16 protein-coding genes are annotated in these 18029 nt (G+C 55.6%); 14 read left to right on the top strand and 2 right to left on the bottom strand.

Annotation, left to right across the window (positions count from 1 at the left end):
* The first annotated feature begins 272 nt into the window (after nt 1–272).
* The 5 genes from MWC30_RS10650 to MWC30_RS10630 all read left to right on the top strand — a co-directional run bounded on the left by MWC30_RS10650 (nt 273) and on the right by MWC30_RS10630 (nt 5985).
* Nucleotides 273–2078 carry a chloride channel protein gene (locus MWC30_RS10650; RefSeq protein WP_244084157.1) on the top strand — a complete coding sequence of 602 codons (1806 nt, stop codon included), beginning with the start codon at nt 273–275 and terminating at the stop codon, nt 2076–2078.
* A gap of 242 nt (nt 2079–2320) precedes the next feature.
* Entirely contained in the window at nt 2321–3985 is a 1665-nt protein-coding gene (locus tag MWC30_RS10645; protein ID WP_244084156.1) for a PAS domain-containing sensor histidine kinase, read from the top strand.
* 178 nt (nt 3986–4163) lie between these two features.
* A complete protein-coding gene (locus tag MWC30_RS10640; protein WP_244084155.1) occupies nt 4164–4574 on the top strand; it encodes a sigma-54 dependent transcriptional regulator in 411 nt (136 codons plus the stop codon).
* Complete coding sequence (locus MWC30_RS10635; protein ID WP_244084154.1) at nt 4571–5554, top strand: sensor histidine kinase; 984 nt, start codon at nt 4571–4573, stop codon at nt 5552–5554. The genes MWC30_RS10640 and MWC30_RS10635 overlap by 4 nt, the downstream gene beginning before the upstream one ends.
* Before the next feature lie 2 nt (nt 5555–5556).
* The gene (locus MWC30_RS10630; RefSeq protein ID WP_244084153.1) at nt 5557–5985 is read left to right on the top strand and encodes a response regulator; all 429 of its coding nucleotides are present in this window, start codon (nt 5557–5559) and stop codon (nt 5983–5985) included.
* Here the strand turns inward: MWC30_RS10630 and MWC30_RS10625 are convergent.
* Nucleotides 5960–7378, bottom strand: coding sequence for a sigma-54 dependent transcriptional regulator (locus MWC30_RS10625; protein ID WP_244084152.1), 1419 nt, complete (start codon nt 7376–7378; stop codon nt 5960–5962). The genes MWC30_RS10630 and MWC30_RS10625 overlap by 26 nt on opposite strands.
* Before the next feature lie 188 nt (nt 7379–7566).
* Between MWC30_RS10625 and MWC30_RS10620 the strand changes: the two genes are divergently transcribed.
* From MWC30_RS10620 to MWC30_RS10590, 7 genes are all read left to right on the top strand, one after another.
* The gene (locus MWC30_RS10620; protein ID WP_244084151.1) at nt 7567–9837 is read left to right on the top strand and encodes a sensor histidine kinase; all 2271 of its coding nucleotides are present in this window, start codon (nt 7567–7569) and stop codon (nt 9835–9837) included.
* Between the two features lie 299 nt (nt 9838–10136).
* Nucleotides 10137–10523 (top strand): response regulator, encoded by a 387-nt coding sequence (locus MWC30_RS10615; protein WP_244084150.1) that lies wholly within the window; start codon nt 10137–10139, stop codon nt 10521–10523.
* Between the two features lie 289 nt (nt 10524–10812).
* Nucleotides 10813–11112: a DVU0150 family protein gene (locus MWC30_RS10610; protein WP_244084149.1), complete on the top strand. Its 300-nt coding sequence runs from the start codon at nt 10813–10815 to the stop codon at nt 11110–11112.
* A 48-nt stretch (nt 11113–11160) separates the two neighbouring features.
* Nucleotides 11161–12231 carry a sulfite exporter TauE/SafE family protein gene (locus tag MWC30_RS10605; RefSeq protein ID WP_244084148.1) on the top strand — a complete coding sequence of 357 codons (1071 nt, stop codon included), beginning with the start codon at nt 11161–11163 and terminating at the stop codon, nt 12229–12231.
* A gap of 170 nt (nt 12232–12401) precedes the next feature.
* Nucleotides 12402–12998: a DUF4881 domain-containing protein gene (locus MWC30_RS10600; protein WP_244084147.1), complete on the top strand. Its 597-nt coding sequence runs from the start codon at nt 12402–12404 to the stop codon at nt 12996–12998.
* Nucleotides 12999–13272: 274 nt separating this feature from the next.
* Nucleotides 13273–13482: a hypothetical protein gene (locus tag MWC30_RS10595; RefSeq protein ID WP_244084146.1), complete on the top strand. Its 210-nt coding sequence runs from the start codon at nt 13273–13275 to the stop codon at nt 13480–13482.
* Nucleotides 13470–14267 carry a hypothetical protein gene (locus tag MWC30_RS10590; protein ID WP_244084145.1) on the top strand — a complete coding sequence of 266 codons (798 nt, stop codon included), beginning with the start codon at nt 13470–13472 and terminating at the stop codon, nt 14265–14267. The genes MWC30_RS10595 and MWC30_RS10590 overlap by 13 nt, the downstream gene beginning before the upstream one ends.
* Nucleotides 14268–14305: 38 nt before the next feature.
* On the opposite strand, the gene MWC30_RS10585 is transcribed toward MWC30_RS10590, so the two are convergent.
* Nucleotides 14306–15472 (bottom strand): TraB/GumN family protein, encoded by a 1167-nt coding sequence (locus tag MWC30_RS10585; RefSeq protein ID WP_244084144.1) that lies wholly within the window; start codon nt 15470–15472, stop codon nt 14306–14308.
* 344 nt (nt 15473–15816) lie between these two features.
* Between MWC30_RS10585 and MWC30_RS10580 the strand changes: the two genes are divergently transcribed.
* Nucleotides 15817–16830, top strand: a complete 1014-nt coding sequence (locus MWC30_RS10580; RefSeq protein ID WP_244084143.1) for a hypothetical protein — start codon at nt 15817–15819, stop codon at nt 16828–16830.
* Nucleotides 16831–16914: 84 nt separating this feature from the next.
* Nucleotides 16915–17892, top strand: a complete 978-nt coding sequence (locus MWC30_RS10575) for a pre-peptidase C-terminal domain-containing protein (RefSeq protein ID WP_244084142.1) — start codon at nt 16915–16917, stop codon at nt 17890–17892.
* Nucleotides 17893–18029: the final 137 nt, after the last annotated feature.

The raw sequence follows: 18029 nt of genomic DNA, 5'->3' as shown, positions 1-18029 counted from the left end.
GTTAGGATTTGCTTCCAACCACTTACACACCCCTGCACCCCTAAAGGGGGAATCGGATCAGCTGCGTCATGTTGGAAAATACAAGTTATCGAAGTTATACTGCGAACGGGTAAAATCTTGACTTTTGTAGGAGCGGCTTCCAGCCGCGATTCTGATGGAGCCAGCTATTTCCATCGCGGCTGGAAGCCGCTCCTACAGGATCATCAATAAGTCACGATCTTATCCGTTTGGAGTATATAAGCTGTGGGGGAGCCGTGAAGGATTTGTTGGATTTGACCTGGCTCAGGAAGCAGTTTCTTGCGCTTCTTCGGCGGCTGCAGGTCAGTGATCAAACTTTTCTCATCATTGTAGCCGTCATCGTGGGAGGAGTCGTTGGGGGAGGAGCTTTCCTCTTTGAACAGATGCTGGAGGCCGCCACCTTCCTGTTCTGGGAAGTGCTCCCTTCAAGACTTGGCTCCAGCACAATGTGGGTGATCCTCACCCCGGCTCTTGGCGCATTGCTGCTGTTCCCTTTCATCTTGCTCTTTCCCAACGACGCCACCCGGGACGGGGTTCCGGCCACCATGGAAGCCGTAGCGTTGAAGAATGGGTTCATGCGCTGGACCAACTCCTTCCTGCGCATGATCATGTCGTCCATCACCCTGGGCTCGGGAGGGTCTGCAGGAAGCGAGGGGCCCATCATTCAGATCGGATCGGCTCTCGCGTCGGGGGTGGGGCAATTCCTCCGTGTTTCCGGGAATCGCCTGCGCGTGATCGTCGCCTGCGGCGCGGCCGCCGGACTGGCCGCCATTTTCAATGCCCCCATCGCGGGAGTCCTGTTTGCCCTGGAGGTGGTGCTGGGTGAATTCAATGTACACTCCTTCAGCCCCATCGTCATCGCCTCGGTGGTGGCCACAGCCTTCTCCCGGGCATTCATGAAGACGGGGAACGTTCTCACGGTGCTTCCCTACACCCTCAACAGCCCCTGGGAAATTCTCTTTTATGCCGTTCTAGGAGGGATGGCGGGGCTTTTTTCCGTCGGATTCATCCGCATCATGCAGGGAACGGAGCGCTTCTTCCACGGACTCCGCATGCCCAGAGCCCTGAAGCCGGCCCTGGGCGGGCTGTTCGTGGGCGTGCTGGGCGTATTCTATCCGCAGATTTTCGGATATTCGTACCTTCCCATCACCCAGGCCATCTATGGGCAGTTCTCATTGACCCTACTGACGGCTCTTCTTGTCCTCAAAATGGTGGCCACGGGATTCACCATCGGGTCGGGAGGCTCCGGGGGAATCCTCTGCCCGTCTCTATTCCTGGGAGCCATGCTGGGAAGCGCCTGCGGAGAGCTTTTTCATCTTTGGCTACCGGGTATTGCCGCAGCCCCCGGTGCCTATGGTGTGGTGGGGATGGGGGCCATGCTGGGCGCGGTGGTCCAGGCGCCTATGACGGCCATCATCATGGTCTTTGAAATGACCAATGCCTACGAGGTCATTCTGCCCATGATGACCTCCTGCATTCTGGCGACCCTCGTACAGAAGAGCATTCTCAAGGGGTCCATCTACACCCTGAGCCTGGCCCGCAAGGGAATCGACATCGAAGCGGGGCGGGAAGTCGGTATTCTCTCGAGCCTGCAGGTGAAGGACGTCATGGAATGGAATGCCGTCACCGTTCCTGCCGCTGCGACCTATGACACCGTCTTGAAGCGGTGCCTCACCCATGCGGGCAATTACCTGTACGTGGTGGATGAGGCCAGCCACCTGGAGGGGGTGATTTCTTTTACGGATCTGAAGGAGTTTCTTTTCGAGGAGGACTTCAAGGGGCTGGTGCTGGCGAGAGATCTGGCAAATTCCAACGTGGTCTATGTGACTCCGGAAGAATCCCTGGCGTCGGCCCTCAACAAGTTCAGTTTCATCGATATGGAGCAACTCCCCGTCGTGGAGTCTCAGGGAGAGTCCCGTCGACTCGTGGCTGTCGTCACCCGGAGCCATCTCATGCGGGCATACCGGCAGGAAATGCTGAAGCGCGCCATGCTTCAGGACCGGAATTCCCCGGCGGGAGGGCCGACGGAGGACAGGGCGGCGCCACCTCATCCCTCATGAAGGAGGACTCCATCGCATTTTTTTGCTGAATTTTGGCATATGCATCGTTATTATGTTGCTTGTCCAATTCTTCTCAAGCAGCGGGGACTCCTCCCTCAATGTCGTTGACTTGACGTCACCCCGGGAAAACCGGGGTCCCAAAAGCATGGATTCCCTTGCATTCCGGCTTTGGTCGGGATGAGGGTTGGAACTTGAGTCAACCACATTGGGCTACTCCCTCACAACCCTTTAAGGTGGCGCAGATGGAAGATAAAGGTTATCGCAAATTACAGTGGAAAATCGTCGGGACTACGCTCGGTTTCTCGTTGATTCCACTCGTGGCTTTGGGCCTGAGCATGTATTACCTTTTCAGCTTCTCCTACACGAGCAAAATCATGGATACTCTCAGGAGTAAGGCTGAAAACCGACGCGTCGCCATGGATCTTTTTTTCGATGAGCGGGTCTCTCAGCTCACGACACTCGCCTATACGCACAGCCTCGATCAACTGAAGGACGAGAACTATTTGAATTCCGTCTTCACCCTCATGCAGGCGCGCAGCAAGTCCTATGTCGATCTGGGGGTCATCGATCGAAGCGGCAACCATGTCGCCTATGTCGGACCTTACGAATTGAAGGGGTTGAACTATCATGATGAAGAATGGTTTCACGAGGTGATGCTGCGGGGGATTTATATCAGCGACGTCTACACGGGTTTCAGAAAACTGCCCCATTTCATCATTGCCGTCATGCGCCGGGAAGGGGATAACACCTGGATCCTGCGTGCCACCATCGATACAGACCTTTTCGATTCCATGGTGAAGGCCGCTCAGTCGGGCAAGAAAGGGGACGCCTATGTCCTCAACGACGACAACGTGCTCCAGACAAAGCCCCGGTATGGTGGAGAATTACTGAGTAAAATTGATGACTTCCAGATGGCGAGGTTTGTGGGGACCCATGTGGAAGACATGATAATCGGGGGCGAGAGAGGGATTTTTGCCACGACCTGGCTCAGGAACAAGGACTGGATGCTGGTCATCAAGGAAGACCCAAGGGAGCAGCTCCTGCCCTTGGAGCACGCCCGGTTTCTGGTGGTGGGCCTGGGACTCCTGGGACTCATCCTCATCATCGTGGGGACGCTGTTTGTCGCCCGTGCCATGGTCGCTCAGCTCATGGAGAGCGAGCGTGAGAAGGCCATCCTGGATTCGAACCTCATGCAGTCCAGCAAAATGGCCGCCCTGGGTAAGCTGGCTGCAGGAATTGCCCACGAAGTCAACAATCCCCTGGCGGTCATCAAGGAGAAGGTGGGATGGATGAAAGACCTGCTGGGGGAGGAGGACATCTCCAAGAGCGAGAATTTTGAGGAATTCGAAGATGCCGTCAAGAAGATCGATCACCACGTGGATCGCGCAAAAAAAGTGACCCATCGCCTGCTGGGCTTTGCGCGGAGAATGGAGCCGGTTCAGGAAAAGGTGGACGTCAACAAGCTCCTGGACGGGACTCTGGATTTTCTCAGGAACGAAGCCCATTACAGGAACATCGAAATCCAGACCAATTACTTCGAAGGGCTTCCCGAAACGGTCAGCGATTCGGCGCAGCTGCAGCAGGTCTTTCTCAACATTTTCAACAATGCCATCGATGCCATCGGGAAGGACGGCGTCATCTCCGTCACCACCAGCTACAATTCCCGCGATAAGGACATGGTCGTCATCGTTGCCGACAACGGTCCGGGCATTCCCAATGATGTTTTGAACCGAATATTCGACCCGTTTTTTACCACCAAGGAGGTGGGAACGGGAACCGGCCTCGGACTCTCCATCAGCTACAGCATCATGGAAAAACTGGGAGGAAGAATCCTGGTGGCCAGCGAAGTGGGCAAAGGAACGACGTTCTCTCTTTATATCCCCATCGTTCACCATGAAAAGGCATAATGGACGTCGATGAGGGGCCAGTGGTCAATGTTGTTGACGTAATGAACTTTCGTCATTCCGGCGAAAGCCGGAATCCAGAAAAACAGAGACTTTCTGGACCCCGGTTTTCACCGGGGTGACGTCAAGCCAACAGCATTGGGGCGAGTGGTGGGCTAAAACTTGGCAGTGAGGGGAAGACATGGATGTTTTTCGAGTGTTGGTGGTCGATGATGAGCTCGATTTCCTTGAGACCATTGTAAAGCGTCTCAAACGACGAAAAGTCGACGCAACTGGGGTCGACAGCGGCAAGAAGGCACTGGAGATTCTGGAGAAGCAGCACTTCGATGTGGTCATACTGGATGTGCGGATGCCTGGAATGGACGGCATAGAGACCTTAAAGGAAATCAAGCGGGTCAGGCCCCTCATGGAAGTCATCATGCTCACGGGGCATGCCTCCGTGGAATCCGGAATGCAGGGAATGCAGCTGGGGGCTTTCGATTACGTCCTGAAGCCCGCGGATATCGACGAATTGCTCGAAAAAGTGCAGCAGGCTTACGAAAGGAAGTCACTACACGAGGAAAAAATCCGCCAGAGCAAGGACATCATTTGAGCCCTTTCCGTACGATCTTGGATGAAATGGGTGCGGTCATGAAGTCTCTGCCCAGCCTGGGGGAATGGGGGCATTCCATTTATCTCCATTTCATTCCGGGAGTTTTTATGGCGATCCTGGCCTTTCCCCTTTGGATGCAAGGTGGCCGGGTGCTTCCCGGACTGTCGGTCCTTGTCGGCTGCCTCTCGATGCTTTCCACTCTGCGCTTGGCGAGCCAGGTGGCCAAAGCCCAGGCTCAAAAGTGCTTCCTCGACGAACAGCTGATTCAATCCCAGAAGCTGGCCTCCATCGGTGAGCTTTCTTCGGGCATCGCCCACGAAATCAACAATCCCCTCGCCATCATCGGTCAGGAAGTGGAATGGATACGCCAGCTCCTGAAGGAAAACGAGAGCGCCGGTGTCAAAGGCATGGAAGACATTGTGGAATCCGTGCAGGAGATTGCAAAGCAGGTGGGGCGATGCAGCGAAATCACCCACAAGCTCCTGGATTTTGCCCGCAAAAAGGACCCTTTGATCCAGGGCACCGAAATCAGCAAGCTCATTGAAGACATGGTGAAGCTGGTGGAAAAGGATGCCTCTCACAAGGATATCCGCATCGTTCGAGCCTACCAGCCAGGCCTGCCTCTCGCTTACACCGATCCCCCTCTGCTCCGCCAGGTCATCTTGAACCTTCTGAACAACGCCGCCTACGCCATCGGGAAAAACGGCGCCATTACCGTCTCTACCGCCCTGTCACCCACCGGAACCCTCGACATCGTCATCAAGGACACCGGCTGCGGCATTCCCAAAGAACATCTCAACAAGATTTTCGACCCTTTTTTCACCACTAAGCCCCCAGGCAAGGGAACGGGGCTGGGGCTTTCCATCTGTCACGGAATCATTGTACGTTTGGGGGGGAAGTTCTCCGTGGAGAGCAATGTCGGTGAAGGAACGACCTTCACGGTGCATCTGCCCCTGCAGCAAAAAAAAGGAGAAAAGTGAACATGTCTTCGAAGCCGAAGCTCTTGATTGTAGACGATGAAGAAAGGTTCAGGATCACCTTGAGCAAGCTGCTCAAGTCCAGGGGATTGGAGGTGACGCACGTGGGCAGCGCCCAGGCGGCCCTGGAAGAACTGAACAACAACAATTACGATGTTGTGCTGCTGGATGTCAAAATGCCTGGAATGAGCGGCATCGAAGCACTGGCCCAAATCAAGAAAACAATGCCCGGCCTGGAAGTCATCATGCTCACGGGGCACGCCTCGGTGGATGTGGCTGTGGAAATCATGAGGTTGGGAGGCTACGAGTATCTTCTCAAACCCTGCCCCACCGAAGAGCTCATGGAAAAGATCGATGCCGCCTACGAAAGAAAGGTGGCCCGCGACGAGCGTCTTCAGAAAGGTTCCGTCAATCCGCCGGCTCAGGCTTCCTGAAGGTTTTCGATTCCACCTTGATGTCCCGGATGAGCCGGTGGAGGTATTGCCTTTTCAACCCCGACTCCCTGGCGGCCTGAGAAACATTGCCGGAATGCCGGGCGAGTACCTTGGTGATGTATTGGGTTTGAAAGTCCTCCATGAGCCTGTCCTTGGCTTCCTTGAAAGGCAGTGAAAAGATATCCTCCCCTGGTCCCGTGAGGCTGGGGGAGGGAGGGGGATTTTCTTCGAGTCCCCAGAGGTCCCCCACCTCCAGCTCATCTCCCAGGGCCATGATGACCCCCCGCTCCATGACATTTTCCAGCTCCCGCACGTTCCCCGGCCATTCCCGCTGCGTGAGGTAATCCAGCGCCTCCCGCCCGATGCCCTTGATGTTCTTGTTGTAAAGAATCGAGTATTTTTCCAGGAAATAGAGAGCCAGGGCAGGGATGTCCTCCATCCTCCGGCGCACGGGAGGAATCTGGAGATTGATGACATTCAGGCGATAGAAGAGGTCTTCACGAAATTCGCCGTTCTTGATTTTTTCCTGCAGGTTCTGATGCGTTGCCGCGATAAAGCGAATATCGACCTTTCGGATGGCGGTGGAGCCGATGACCTTGTATTCGCCTTCCTGGAGGAGCCTCAGGAGCTTCACCTGCATGGTGGGGTTCAGGTCCCCGATTTCATCCAGGAAGAGTGTGCCCTCGTGGGCTTCCTCCACCAGCCCTTTCTTGTCCCTGTGGGCTCCGGTGAAAGAGCCTTTCAAATGGCCGAACAATTCGCTCTCGATGATGGATTCGGGGATGGTGCTGCAGTCGATGGGGATGAAGGGCTTGTCCTTCCGAAGGCTGTGGGAATGGAGGGCTCGGGCCACAAGTTCCTTCCCCGTGCCGCTTTCTCCCGTGATGAGCACGGTGGCGGATGTCTTGGCCACCCGGTCGATCTGGTCCTTCAGCCTCTCCATGGCCGGACTGTTCCCGATGAGGGCGGGAAAGCGGGGCTTCCCTTCCAGTTTTTCCCGGAGGTACAGGTTCTCCATCTGCATGCGCCGCCATTTGACGGCCTGCTCCACCACATGGAGAATCCTTTCTTTGCGAAAGGGCTTGGTGATATAATCAAAAGCTCCCTTGCGGGTGGCCTCGATGGCCGATTCGATAGTGCCGTAAGCCGTCATGACGATAACGGCCGTATTCACATCCCGTTCTTTGGCCATTTCCAGCACCTGGATGCCGTCGCAGTGAGGCATTTTCAGGTCCGTCACAATGACGTCGTAGTCTTTTTGCTTCAGGAGCTCCGGGATGTGGAGGGGACTGTCCGTTGTATCGATTTCAAGGGAAGTTTTACCAGACAGAATGCGCGCGATGAGGAGCAGCATGTCTTTTTCGTCGTCGATGATCAGGATTTTTGCCGGCACGGAACGTCTCCTCACTGCTTTGGAAGTTTTTTTTATTCTCACTCCTGGGCAAAGTCCGAGTCAACAGGAATGTCACCTGAAAGTTTCACCCAGCTGCTTTTGTCCGCCAATGCCGGCCCAGTGAAGGCCGGCGAGGGCATTCCATCTCTTCTTTTCCACTCCGCCTGCCAGAGGGGGCGCTGAACCCAATGCAATCCAGAGAACGTATCAAATTGCACAACGTGTTGAAAATATTTGGGGGAATCACTTTTTTGCTCATGTGTGGGGCCTTGTACCTGGGAATTTCCACGGCACGCTACATGAAAGAGACCATCCGCGATCAGTTCAATGAGCAGCAACTGGTGCTGGCCCGGGCGACGGCCCAGAAGGTGGAGGCCACCATTCAGATGGCCATTGCGGATCTGGCCCTCTTGAACTCTCTGCCCACCATTCAATACTGTGACTCGGATGCCTATGAAATCCTCCTCCTCTCCACGCTTCCCGTCTTGAACCGCGACAACATCATCGAAATCCGGCGCGTGGACCGTCAGGGGAGCACGCTTTTTGTGGCCAATGATCAGGGAATCGGCATGAGGCATTTCGGCCTCGTTCACCAGGAGGCCGGGGTGTACCTCTCCTGGGCGGCCGATCTGAGCAATCGCGGCAAAACCATGGGAACGGGAATCCATCCCAGGGACCCTTCCAAGGACAAAAAGAGCCTGGTCTTTGAGCTCATCACCCCCACCTATGAGGATTCCACCGACAGCGCTCATCCGCGGGCTTCCCACCGCTTCTCGGGCTACCTCAAAGCCACTCTGGATGTCAACCGGCTCCTGCAGCAGATCATCCCTTCCATCCGGTCCGGAAAAACAGGGTATGCATGGGTGCTGGATTCGTCCGGGACATTTCTCTACCATCCCGAGCGTGCTTTTGTGGGGGAGAACGCCTTCGAAGTGCGAAGCAACAGGAACCCGGCCATTTCCTTTTCCAAGATCAATCAAATCCAGCGGGAGGAGATGCTGAAGGGCAAGGAGGGCAAATCCGTCTACATCTCCGGGTGGCATCGGGACGTGGTGGAGCCTATGGAAAAGCTCATCGCCTATGCACCCGTCACCATCAAAGGCCCCTACATCGATTATGTCTGGTCGGTGGCTGTGGCAGCCCCCCTCCATGAAATCGAAGGCACCATCGGCACGGTTTACGATCGGCAGGTTCAGCTCCAGGGGATCGTTCTCCTGGTGATCCTCATCGGAAGCTTCACCGTCGTCATTTACGAATTGCGATGGGCCACGCTTCTGGAGCATGAAGTGACCGTCAAGACGGATGACATACGCCACTATGCCGAGGAGTTGGAGCGTTCGGAAGCCAAGTACCGTTCCCTCATCGAGAGCGCCGAGGACCTCATTTTTACGCTGGACGGGGATGGAATCATCAAGACCGCCAACCAGCACATGTCGAGGCTCTTTGGGGAGGACACCAGCGTTCTGGTGGGCCAGAGCCTCTACCGGTTTCTCCCAAGAGAGCAGGCCGATGAGCAGTTGAAGCTGATTCGAGGGGTGCTGGACGGGGGAAGGGCGCGGCGCACGGAAACGCTCTTCAACATCCAGAATGAGGAATTCTGGTTCAACATCCAATACATACCCGTCAAGGGGCAGGGGCAGGACGAGCAGGACATCCTGGGCATCGGGCGGGACATCACGGACCGCAAGAGCCTGGAAAAGCAGCTCATCAATACGGAAAAGCTGGCTTCCCTGGGGACTCTGGCTGCTGGCGTCGCCCATGAAATCAACAATCCCCTGGGTATTATCCTGGGTTTTTGTGACCTCCTGCTGGAAAGAATCGAGCCCGGTACCATGGAATACAACGATCTCAAGACCATCGAACGGCACGGCCTCCACTGCAAGAGCATCGTGGAGCGCCTGCTCAGCTTCGCCCGCATCAGCGAAGAATCCGAAGAGCACTGTGATATCAACGAAAATGTGGACGCGATCCTTTCCGTGGTGAAACACACCCTCGACATGAACAATATCAGGCTCCTGACGGATCTCAGTGAAAACCTTCCCCAAGTCAGGGGGGACTCGCGGGGCCTGCAGCAGGTCCTGTTGAATCTCATCAGCAATGCCGTTCATGCCATGCATGGCGACGGCACCCTGAGCGTCACCACGCGGCCGGCTGCGAAACCGGGATGGGTGGAGACCATCGTGGCCGATACGGGGGACGGCATCAAGAAGGAATTTCTTCAAAAGATCTTCGACCCCTTCTTCACCACCAAGAAGGTGGGGGAGGGGACGGGCCTCGGGCTTTCCGTGAGCTACGGCATCATTTCCAAGTACGGCGGCACGATCGAGTGCGAGAGCGATGTCCGGGAGAGCCGGTCCGGCCGCCACGGCACAGCGTTTCGCATCGTACTGCCCGTGCATGAGGCATCCTCTCGAGAGCTTCCTCCGGAGGATTCCGAACCGCTCTACTCTACGGTCTAAGAGGCTGTCTGAAAAATGAGTCCGTCACTCTGAGCATGCACATTGTTTCGTCATTCCGGCGGTCTTTAAGCCGGAATCCAGGTTTTTCGCTGGGGTGGATTCCGGCTTAAAGACCGCCGGAATGACGAGCAAACGAATTTTCAGACAGCCTCTAATCTCTGGTATGATTTTTGTAATAGAAGCCTTCTGAAATCCAGGGCCGTTTTCCAAAGCTCCTACCTTCAGCGTTCGGCTTTTGCCCGCTTTTCGGGCCGCAGCCTGGAAATCTCAACGGGTGCTCACCAGGAAGCTTGAAGACCGTGAATGAAATCCATCGAAAGAACATTCTGATACTGGATCCCGAACGAGACATCGGAGAGCTCTTTGCGAGGGCCCTGGAATCCCGGCGGGACTGCAAGTGCTACCTCACGTCGCGGCAGGAAGAGGTCGTGGATCTTCTGAAGGATATTTCTTTCGACCTGCTCCTGCTGGACCTGGGAACCGCGGGCGCCGAGGACTTCAAGCTGTTGAGGAAAATCAAATCCCTCTACCCCAGACTCATCCTGGTGATCGACGCATATCTCCACCAGAAGGAGCTGGTGACGCGCGCTTTGAGCCTGGGGGCTCACGGCTACATCATCAAACCCATTAAAATCGATGCCTTCCGAAAGAAAATCGACGAATTCGCCCTGCAGGTCCACGCCTGAGTCTTGTGAATTTGTACGCTTTCAGATGACACCCCTGTCACCCAAAAGTTTCACTTCTTCAGCAACATCCCATCCAAGTTTTCCCCTTTCTTTGATTTAAACGCACAATATTTATAGATTATTTATGTTGTACATCCTGTGGCACAGCCATTGCTTAATGCTTCACGTGGGAATTGGACGCCTCGGATTCAATCCTCCAGTTTTAGCGGCTGGTGTTTTGGTAACAGGCAGGTATGGGAAAAAGGTTGGTGGTGTAAGTTGGGTAGACTCGAAGCGGAGGTCGAAGACAATGAAGAAACTATGGGTAAAATTCCTGGGATTGATCACCATGGCATTCGTGCTGGCGCCGAAGCTCGTGCTGGCGGCAGGGGGCGGCGATGTGGCACCCCTGGTCATCGTGGCCGACACGCGCAAGCTGAGCGGCATCATGGCCTGGTGGGCCAACATGTACAACGAGAGTCATGTGGAGTTCACCATCCTGACGGTTATACTCATCCCTGCCATCGGACTGCTGTTTGGAGTCTTGGCAGATCTCGTCATGAGCCACATCGGGATCGATCTCAAACATCGTGAGCTTTCGGAGCATTAATAGACCGCTCGACAGAGCATTCTTCTCATGGAAACAGGAGGTAATCTCATGGATTGGTTGTATATCCTTATGCCCATCGCGGGAGTGAAAATATTCTGGCCCGGTTTGATCATCCTGGGAATCGGCGTCGGCATTATCGGTGGCTTCTTTGGAATGGGCGGCGCCTGGATGGTGACCCCCGGCCTCAACATCCTGGGCTTCCCCATGGCCTTCGCCATCGGGACGGACATCGCCCACATGGCTGGAAAGTCCCTCATTTCCACCATGCGGCATGGGAAGTTCGGAAACGTGGACTACAAGCTGGGCATGATCATGCTGGTGGGCACCATCGTCGGCTTCGAAGTCGGCGCCCAGATGGTCATGTGGCTCGAACGCCTGGGGAGCGTTGAAAAGGTCGTTCGTCTCCTTTACCTGGTCCTCCTGGCCTTCATCGCCTGGATGGTTTTCAACGACGTTGCCAAAAAGAAGAGGAAAGACAGGGAAGCCAAAGCCGCAGGCCGTGAAGTGGATCCCCTCTCCACCGGTGTGGAATGGCACAAGACCTTCCATAAGATCAAAATCCCTCCCATGATCCATCTCAATGTTGCAGGCATTTACTGCTCCGCATGGCTCCCCATCGGCGTTAGCTTCCTCACGGGCTGGCTGGCAGGCATCCTGGGAATCGGCGGCGGCTTGATCCGTATGCCGGCCCTCATCTACATCCTCGGCTGCCCCACCCACGTCGCCGTTGGAACCGACCTCTTCGAGGTGATGATCTCCGGTCTTTACGGTGCAGCCACCTATACCTACAAGGGTCGTACGGAATTGGTCGCGGCCATCATCATGCTGGTGGGCGCCTCCATCGGAGCCCAGGTGGGTACGGTTGCCACAAAGTACATCAAGGGCTACGGTATCCGCGTCGCTTTCGGTATCGCCGTCATCGGCTGCGCTCTGTCCATCATTCTGAAGCTGCTTCCCCAATACACCAGTGCGAACAAGGTGGTTTGCGACAACATCTCCACCGTCCTGGTCCTGGGTGTGGTCACCGCTCTTTCCGCCTATATCTTCGTGAAAATGATCCAGGGCGCCAAGGCGGAGGTTGCGGCCAAGAAATCGGCCATGGCCAAACAGCCTGCCTGATGGAGATGTCCGGATCGATCTGACAGCTCTTCTGAAACGAAGCGACGTGCTTTCGAAATCCCCGGGGGGCAGGCGGTCCTCCAGAGAGGCCCCGGCAAAAACCGCCGACCCCGCCGGGGACAAAGCACTCTCAGTGAATCTCTTGTACTCATATGGACAGGGAGATGGATATGTTCAATAAACGGAATCTGATTTTTTGCCTGCTCTTGGTATTCCCTCTGGTGCTCGGTGTCGGTTGCAGCGATTACGGAAAGGTGGAACAGGGCAGGGTGATTAAGTTCGACAAGGATAAAAAGGTGGTGACCCTGATCCACGATAATACGGCTGATCCTCAGAACCCGGATTACAGCCAACTGCCCCCGGTGACCTACACCCTGCCCACCGACCCCATGGACACGGGAGCGGAGCCCAAGGCCGGGCAGCGCATGAAGCTCGACACCAAGAACCGGCAGATCGTGATCTTCGATCCGAGCACGGGAAATTTCAAGAACATCAATTACACCCTCATCGAAGAAAAAGATGGTGTGGATAAGTCGGATCCGCTGGTCAAGGACAAGAAGTTTCCTGCCGTCGACCGGGACAAGAAAACCATCAGCATTTACTCCGGCAGGCAGAAAATCCTCGTGACGTTCTCGCTGCCCGAGGAATATTTCAACCTGCCCGATTCCACCTGGGATGCCGGGGATGAAGTCCGCATCTACTACAAGGAAGCGGGTAAGGCCAAAAGGTTTATGAACATCTCCAAGACGGACATCTTCAAAAAGTAGTTGAAACCGCCGGCTTTAAAGAAGAGAATCGTTTCCGGGGAGTGTCCGGACCTCCTGACCTGACCGGAAGGGATTCTCTTCTTTTCGTCCAGGAGTTCGGCGGGTAGAGATCTGTACACATCAAAGATTGAAAAGCTCTTTTTTGTAGGAGCGGCATCCTGCCGCGACAGCGATCCGGTCGCGGCAGGATGCCGCTCCTACAAAAGCACGGAGCTATCAAATCAAAAATTTGTCCCTCATCGAGTATAATTGAACATAGGGATTGGACGCCGCCATGAATTTTTCGCAGAAAATAGTCATCGCCCTGGTGGATATAGCACTCATCGTGGAGCTTTGTGTCAGCATGTATTTTGCCAATCAGAACCCTGACCGCTTCACTCCCCTGTTCATGAAGTATTTCTTCTCCATGCTCATCCCCACCCTGATCCTCGCCAAGGTCGGCGTCAATCGCCTGCGCTTCAAGAAGCTCGAATGGGAAGCATGAGCCTGGATCAAATCAATCGGCTGAGAGATGGACTGGGGAAATGCGGCGCTCTGTGCTGCATTGTCTTTCTCCTGGCTGTCGTGGACGGACTTGTCGTCGGCTTCAGAGAGCCCGCCAACCTGTTCAAGCTTCTGGGCGGGGAGTCCGTGGCGGTCAATGGGTACCTGAAGGAAGACGTCACAGATCTCGGTCAACTGACCTACAAAAGCCCTACGGACGGCATCGGTGTCACCTTCGAAGTCATTCACTCCGGCTTCTGGCTGGGCGGAAAGATGTGGCGGGGTCTGCTCACGGTGAGTCCCGAGCAGGAAAAGGGAGAATACCTCGTTGCGGTGCATCCGCGCAACGATCCATCCCCCAAGGCTTCCACGCTCCTGCTCGTGCGGGTATACCCCGATGCGGAAAGCATGCGCCGGGATGCCAAGTCCTTCATCCAGCGCACCCTGAACGTTTCTCCCTGGCTGGTCTTCGCCATCTTTTTCCCCTTGGCGCTGCTCTCCTTTTTCCTTGTCTTTCTTCTCTCCCAGCGTCGGGAACGCCTCATGAGGGAAATAGGGATGGCGGACATCTACTACGTGGCGCGGGGAGCCTCGGCATGGGAGATTTCCTTCTCCCTTGGAACACAGCACGGCGTGGAGCCGGGATCCCACCTGAGCGTTCTGGACAGGGACGGGCTAAGGGTGGGGGAAGCCGTCGTCATCGAATCGACGACAACAGACTCGACCGCGACGGTGGATCTACAATGTCCCGTGACCCCCCGCCACATGGTTTCCCGCTTGAATTGATGGCCTCCAGCCTGACACTCCGGAGGGAGATTGAGCGCTCAGCCGACGAGCTTCAATATGACGGGAATGGCGATAAAATTGCCCGTAACGGCTCCGAGGTTGGTCAGAACCACCACCAGCAGGATCCTCGTGATCTTGTTTCTCCAGAATCCCTTCCAGGACGAGATGTCCTGAGCCAGATCCTCGAAATCCTTGACTTTGGGCTCCCTTACAAACGCCTCCACCAGCCCGGATATCCAGCCCGCAGCGATGAGGGGATTGAGGGTGGCGAAGGGCGCCGCAACGACTGCCGAGAGGATGGTCATGGGATGCCCCAGTGCCATGGCGGCTCCGAGTCCTGCGAAGCCTGAATTGGCCAGAACCCACCACATGACGACATCCTTTCCCGTGGCTGCTCCCGCCGTAAAAAACGCTGAAGTGATGAGCCCCACAATGAGCAGGGGGAAGCTCCATTGCAGCACGCCGGCAAGTTTGCCCGGAGGAGGCACCTCTTCCAGGGCGGCAAGGTCGACAGGAATTTGCCAGTATTTTTGAATGCCCGGGACATGGCCGGCCCCCACGACGGCCACGATTTTCTCACCCGGAGCCGTGCGAATCTTGTGGGCGAGATATTGATCTCTTTCGTCGATGAGGATGTTCCTGATCTCGGGAAGCTTTTCCCCCACCTCCGACAGGAGGGATTCAAGGACATCCTTGTTTTTCATGCTCTCGATGTCTTCTTCCTTGATGTCCTCCAGTTCGCCGAGAGAGGTCAGGAGCTCGGCGAGCACCTTCACCTTGGACTTGAACTTCATGAGGCGCCAGGTGCGGGACAGGGTTGTCCGCACGTCGCGGTCCGCCAGGTGAATGCCGGCGCCCACGGACTCGGCCGACTGCAGCGCCTGCACCATTTCCGCCCCTGGCTTCACGCCGAATTTCTCCCCAATCCTTCTCTGGAAGGAAGCAAGCATGAGGTTCGCCAGGAGCAGAAAAGCCTTCTTTTCTTTGATGACTTTCAGAATGTTCGTGTTTTTCCACTGGTTGGCGTCAATGATGGACTGGTAGCGGGAGGGGCAGAGCTCGACGCATACCGTGTCCGGTTTTTCCGCTTCGATCACGTCCTTGACGAGGTCGACGCTCTCACGGGAGACATGAGCCGTTCCCACCAGGATGATTTCCTTGTCGTCGAAAGTCAGATGAAATACATTTCCAGATTCCTGTGTCATAAATCGATTGTCGCACTCCTTCCTTGCAGTTTTGATGCTTCGAAATGTTAACATCAAAACAATGGATGGCAACGAGAAAAGCACTGTACAGGGAATTTCAAGGCAGGGGACGAAGGCAATGTTGTTGACTTAACGTCACTCCGGTGAGAACCGTGGTCCAGCAAGTCTTAACTCTTCTGGATTCCGCCTTTCGCAGAAATGACGAAAATTGCTTGAATCAACAGCGTTGACCACCGGCCCCCTCCATTGCATTTTTGTAATTAAGGATTAGGTTAGCTGCAGGTTTATCAGGCGAAAGTTTTCATGGAAGCATTCAGGATACTTCCCATTGGGGAGGATGCGCCATGCTTGAGGTCGTCATCGAAAAAGATATCATACGCATCGGAGAGCGTTTTGCCGTGACTTTCCAACGCACCCTCCGCATTCCGGACGACGGTCTCACTTATCCTCTGCCCCCGGGGTTGGGCAGATTCCCGATTTTCAGCGTAGAAGACTACCGTGACAGTATGCCTGCCTCTTGGGTTGAGGAGGGTGGAGCATTCATTCCCATGTTTCAACGGGAGGCGTTGTGGCTTGGATTCCATGGGGCACTCTGGAAACCGAATGCGGTGAAGATCGGGGTGGGCCGGGTCAACGCGGTTTCCGGAGGGGCCTGGGACTTCAAGCTTCGCGCCGATCCCCAGGATTATGTCGTCTGTCCCGAGCAACCGTGGCTCGACGGGATTCACTCCGGCCACGGTACCATTCGCCAGTTTGTTGCCATGCCTCTGGGACTGGGCTACACGATAGAGGCCTCGATGACCGGCCTGGAAACGTTCGGAGGCGTGCAAATCCTGGTTTTCGAGCCCAAGCCGGGCAGGTTCCCGGATGCACCACCGTTGAAGCGTGAGGGCGGTGCTGTTCCCAGTGCCATGCCGAAGCTCGGGGGAAGCCCCTCGATGGGCCTTGGCGCAGGGGGTGTGATGAAGCAAAAAATATATCCAGACCCTTACGGCATCGACGTTTGGGACGAAGGCAATTACGGTCGGATCTCCGTCCATATCCTCAACAGCGCCCAGTTCACGGAAATCACGGGGTTCAATCCTCCCGCCACACCCATCGACGCACAAACATACACCCGTTACGGGCTTCCCTGGTTCGGCCTCTATGACGAGTCCAGGGGGGATCTCCCGCCTTCCGAAATGCTGGCGCGGGTCAAGACAATCTCCGCAAGGGACGCCGAGCGAGGAGTGGCGACTCAAGGGGATGCTTCATTTCAGGTACCGGAAGGGCAGGTAAGGAAATTGGGGAAGAAGAATTCCCGGGCGAAGGAATCGCCTTCGCCCGTTGTCAGGGAGCATTCACCCGAAGATGAATAGGCTTACCATCTTCCAAAGTGAAGGGAAATTGACTCTTCGAGATAATGATGGAAGGAGATTCTAAAAATATGTAACGACAGGCTCTTGCCGCGCGATATGCTCCGCCCGCACCATACCCTGCAGATCGGCGAAGGACGTGCGAGAGCGATCATTGTCGTCAGAAACCTGTGGATCAATGGGTCGAAACTCCATGTGCGCTTCATGGGCGGAACGCCTGCGGAACAGGCAACCGCCCGGGAGCAGGCGAACTGGTGGACCCCGTACGCAAATCTCACGTTCGAGTTCGATAACGCCCCGGATGCAGAGATTCGCATCACATTCGATCCCAATGACGGGGCCTGGTCTTATATCGGCACCGACTGCAAGTCGATTCCCCGTGACCAGCCCACCATGAACCTGGGTTTCCTGGATGGCGGCACGGCGGCGCACGAATTCGGCCACGCCATCGGTCTTGCTCACGAGCATCAGAACCCGGCGGGAGGCATCGAGTGGAATGAAGAGGTCGTGCTCCGTGACCTGGCCGGCCCGCCGAACTTCTGGACCCCGGACCAGATCAGACACAACGTGCTTGAAAAATACAGCGCGGATCAAATACGGGGAACACAGTTCGACCCCGATTCAATCATGCTCTACTTCTTTCCGGGCAGCTGGGTGAAGAGTGGCATGGGCACCAAGGCCAACGATGTACTGTCGGCGTTGGACAAGGCTTTTATCGCCAGTGAAAAGGCCTATCCTCGCACGACCGTTCAGGCCGTCGAATTGCAGGTCAATGGAGGGGCCAAGCAGGCTGCCATCGGCGTTGCGGGTGAGGAAGACCTCTACAAATTCACTGTCTCTTCCAGCGGCCGCTACATTGTTGAAACGGGTGGTCAGACCGATGTTGTCATGAAGCTGTTCGGTCCGAATAGCCCGACCAGCCTGATCGACGAGGATGACGACGGCGGAGCAGGCCTTAATTCGCGGATCGTTTCCAACCTGGTTCCGGGTCAATATTATGCGCAGATCCGGCATTACAACAAGGCCGGCGGCACCGGTACTTACAGCATCAGGGTGAAGCGGTAAAGGGTAGGATGTTTGAGCTTTCAAAGACTTGGAAATGGGGGAGCCACCCTGGACCGACGGGTTGGCCCATCGGGTGCCTCGATAAAATTGTTTTGAAAGGACCCGGCCGTAGGGTGTGGCAGCAAGCCATAACCCGC

The organism is Desulforhabdus sp. TSK, from assembly GCF_022836495.1.
GTDB lineage: Bacteria > Desulfobacterota > Syntrophobacteria > Syntrophobacterales > Syntrophobacteraceae > Desulforhabdus.
The sequence above is the reverse complement of the archived record's forward strand: the minus strand, read 5'-3'. Positions and strand labels throughout refer to the sequence as shown.

Bases quoted from the DNA above. Each gene is read 5' to 3' on its own strand.
- MWC30_RS10645 (WP_244084156.1), top strand. From the start codon at position 2,321: ATGGAAGATAAAGGTTATCGCAAATTACAGTGGAAAATCGTCGGGACT.
- MWC30_RS10640 (WP_244084155.1), top strand. From the start codon at position 4,164: ATGGATGTTTTTCGAGTGTTGGTGGTCGATGATGAGCTCGATTTCCTT.
- MWC30_RS10630 (WP_244084153.1), top strand. From the start codon at position 5,557: ATGTCTTCGAAGCCGAAGCTCTTGATTGTAGACGATGAAGAAAGGTTC.
- MWC30_RS10620 (WP_244084151.1), top strand. From the start codon at position 7,567: ATGCAATCCAGAGAACGTATCAAATTGCACAACGTGTTGAAAATATTT.
- MWC30_RS10610 (WP_244084149.1), top strand. From the start codon at position 10,813: ATGAAGAAACTATGGGTAAAATTCCTGGGATTGATCACCATGGCATTC.
- MWC30_RS10605 (WP_244084148.1), top strand. From the start codon at position 11,161: ATGGATTGGTTGTATATCCTTATGCCCATCGCGGGAGTGAAAATATTC.
- MWC30_RS10600 (WP_244084147.1), top strand. From the start codon at position 12,402: ATGTTCAATAAACGGAATCTGATTTTTTGCCTGCTCTTGGTATTCCCT.
- MWC30_RS10595 (WP_244084146.1), top strand. From the start codon at position 13,273: ATGAATTTTTCGCAGAAAATAGTCATCGCCCTGGTGGATATAGCACTC.
- MWC30_RS10590 (WP_244084145.1), top strand. From the start codon at position 13,470: ATGGGAAGCATGAGCCTGGATCAAATCAATCGGCTGAGAGATGGACTG.
- MWC30_RS10585 (WP_244084144.1), bottom strand. From the start codon at position 15,472: ATGACACAGGAATCTGGAAATGTATTTCATCTGACTTTCGACGACAAG.
- MWC30_RS10580 (WP_244084143.1), top strand. From the start codon at position 15,817: ATGCTTGAGGTCGTCATCGAAAAAGATATCATACGCATCGGAGAGCGT.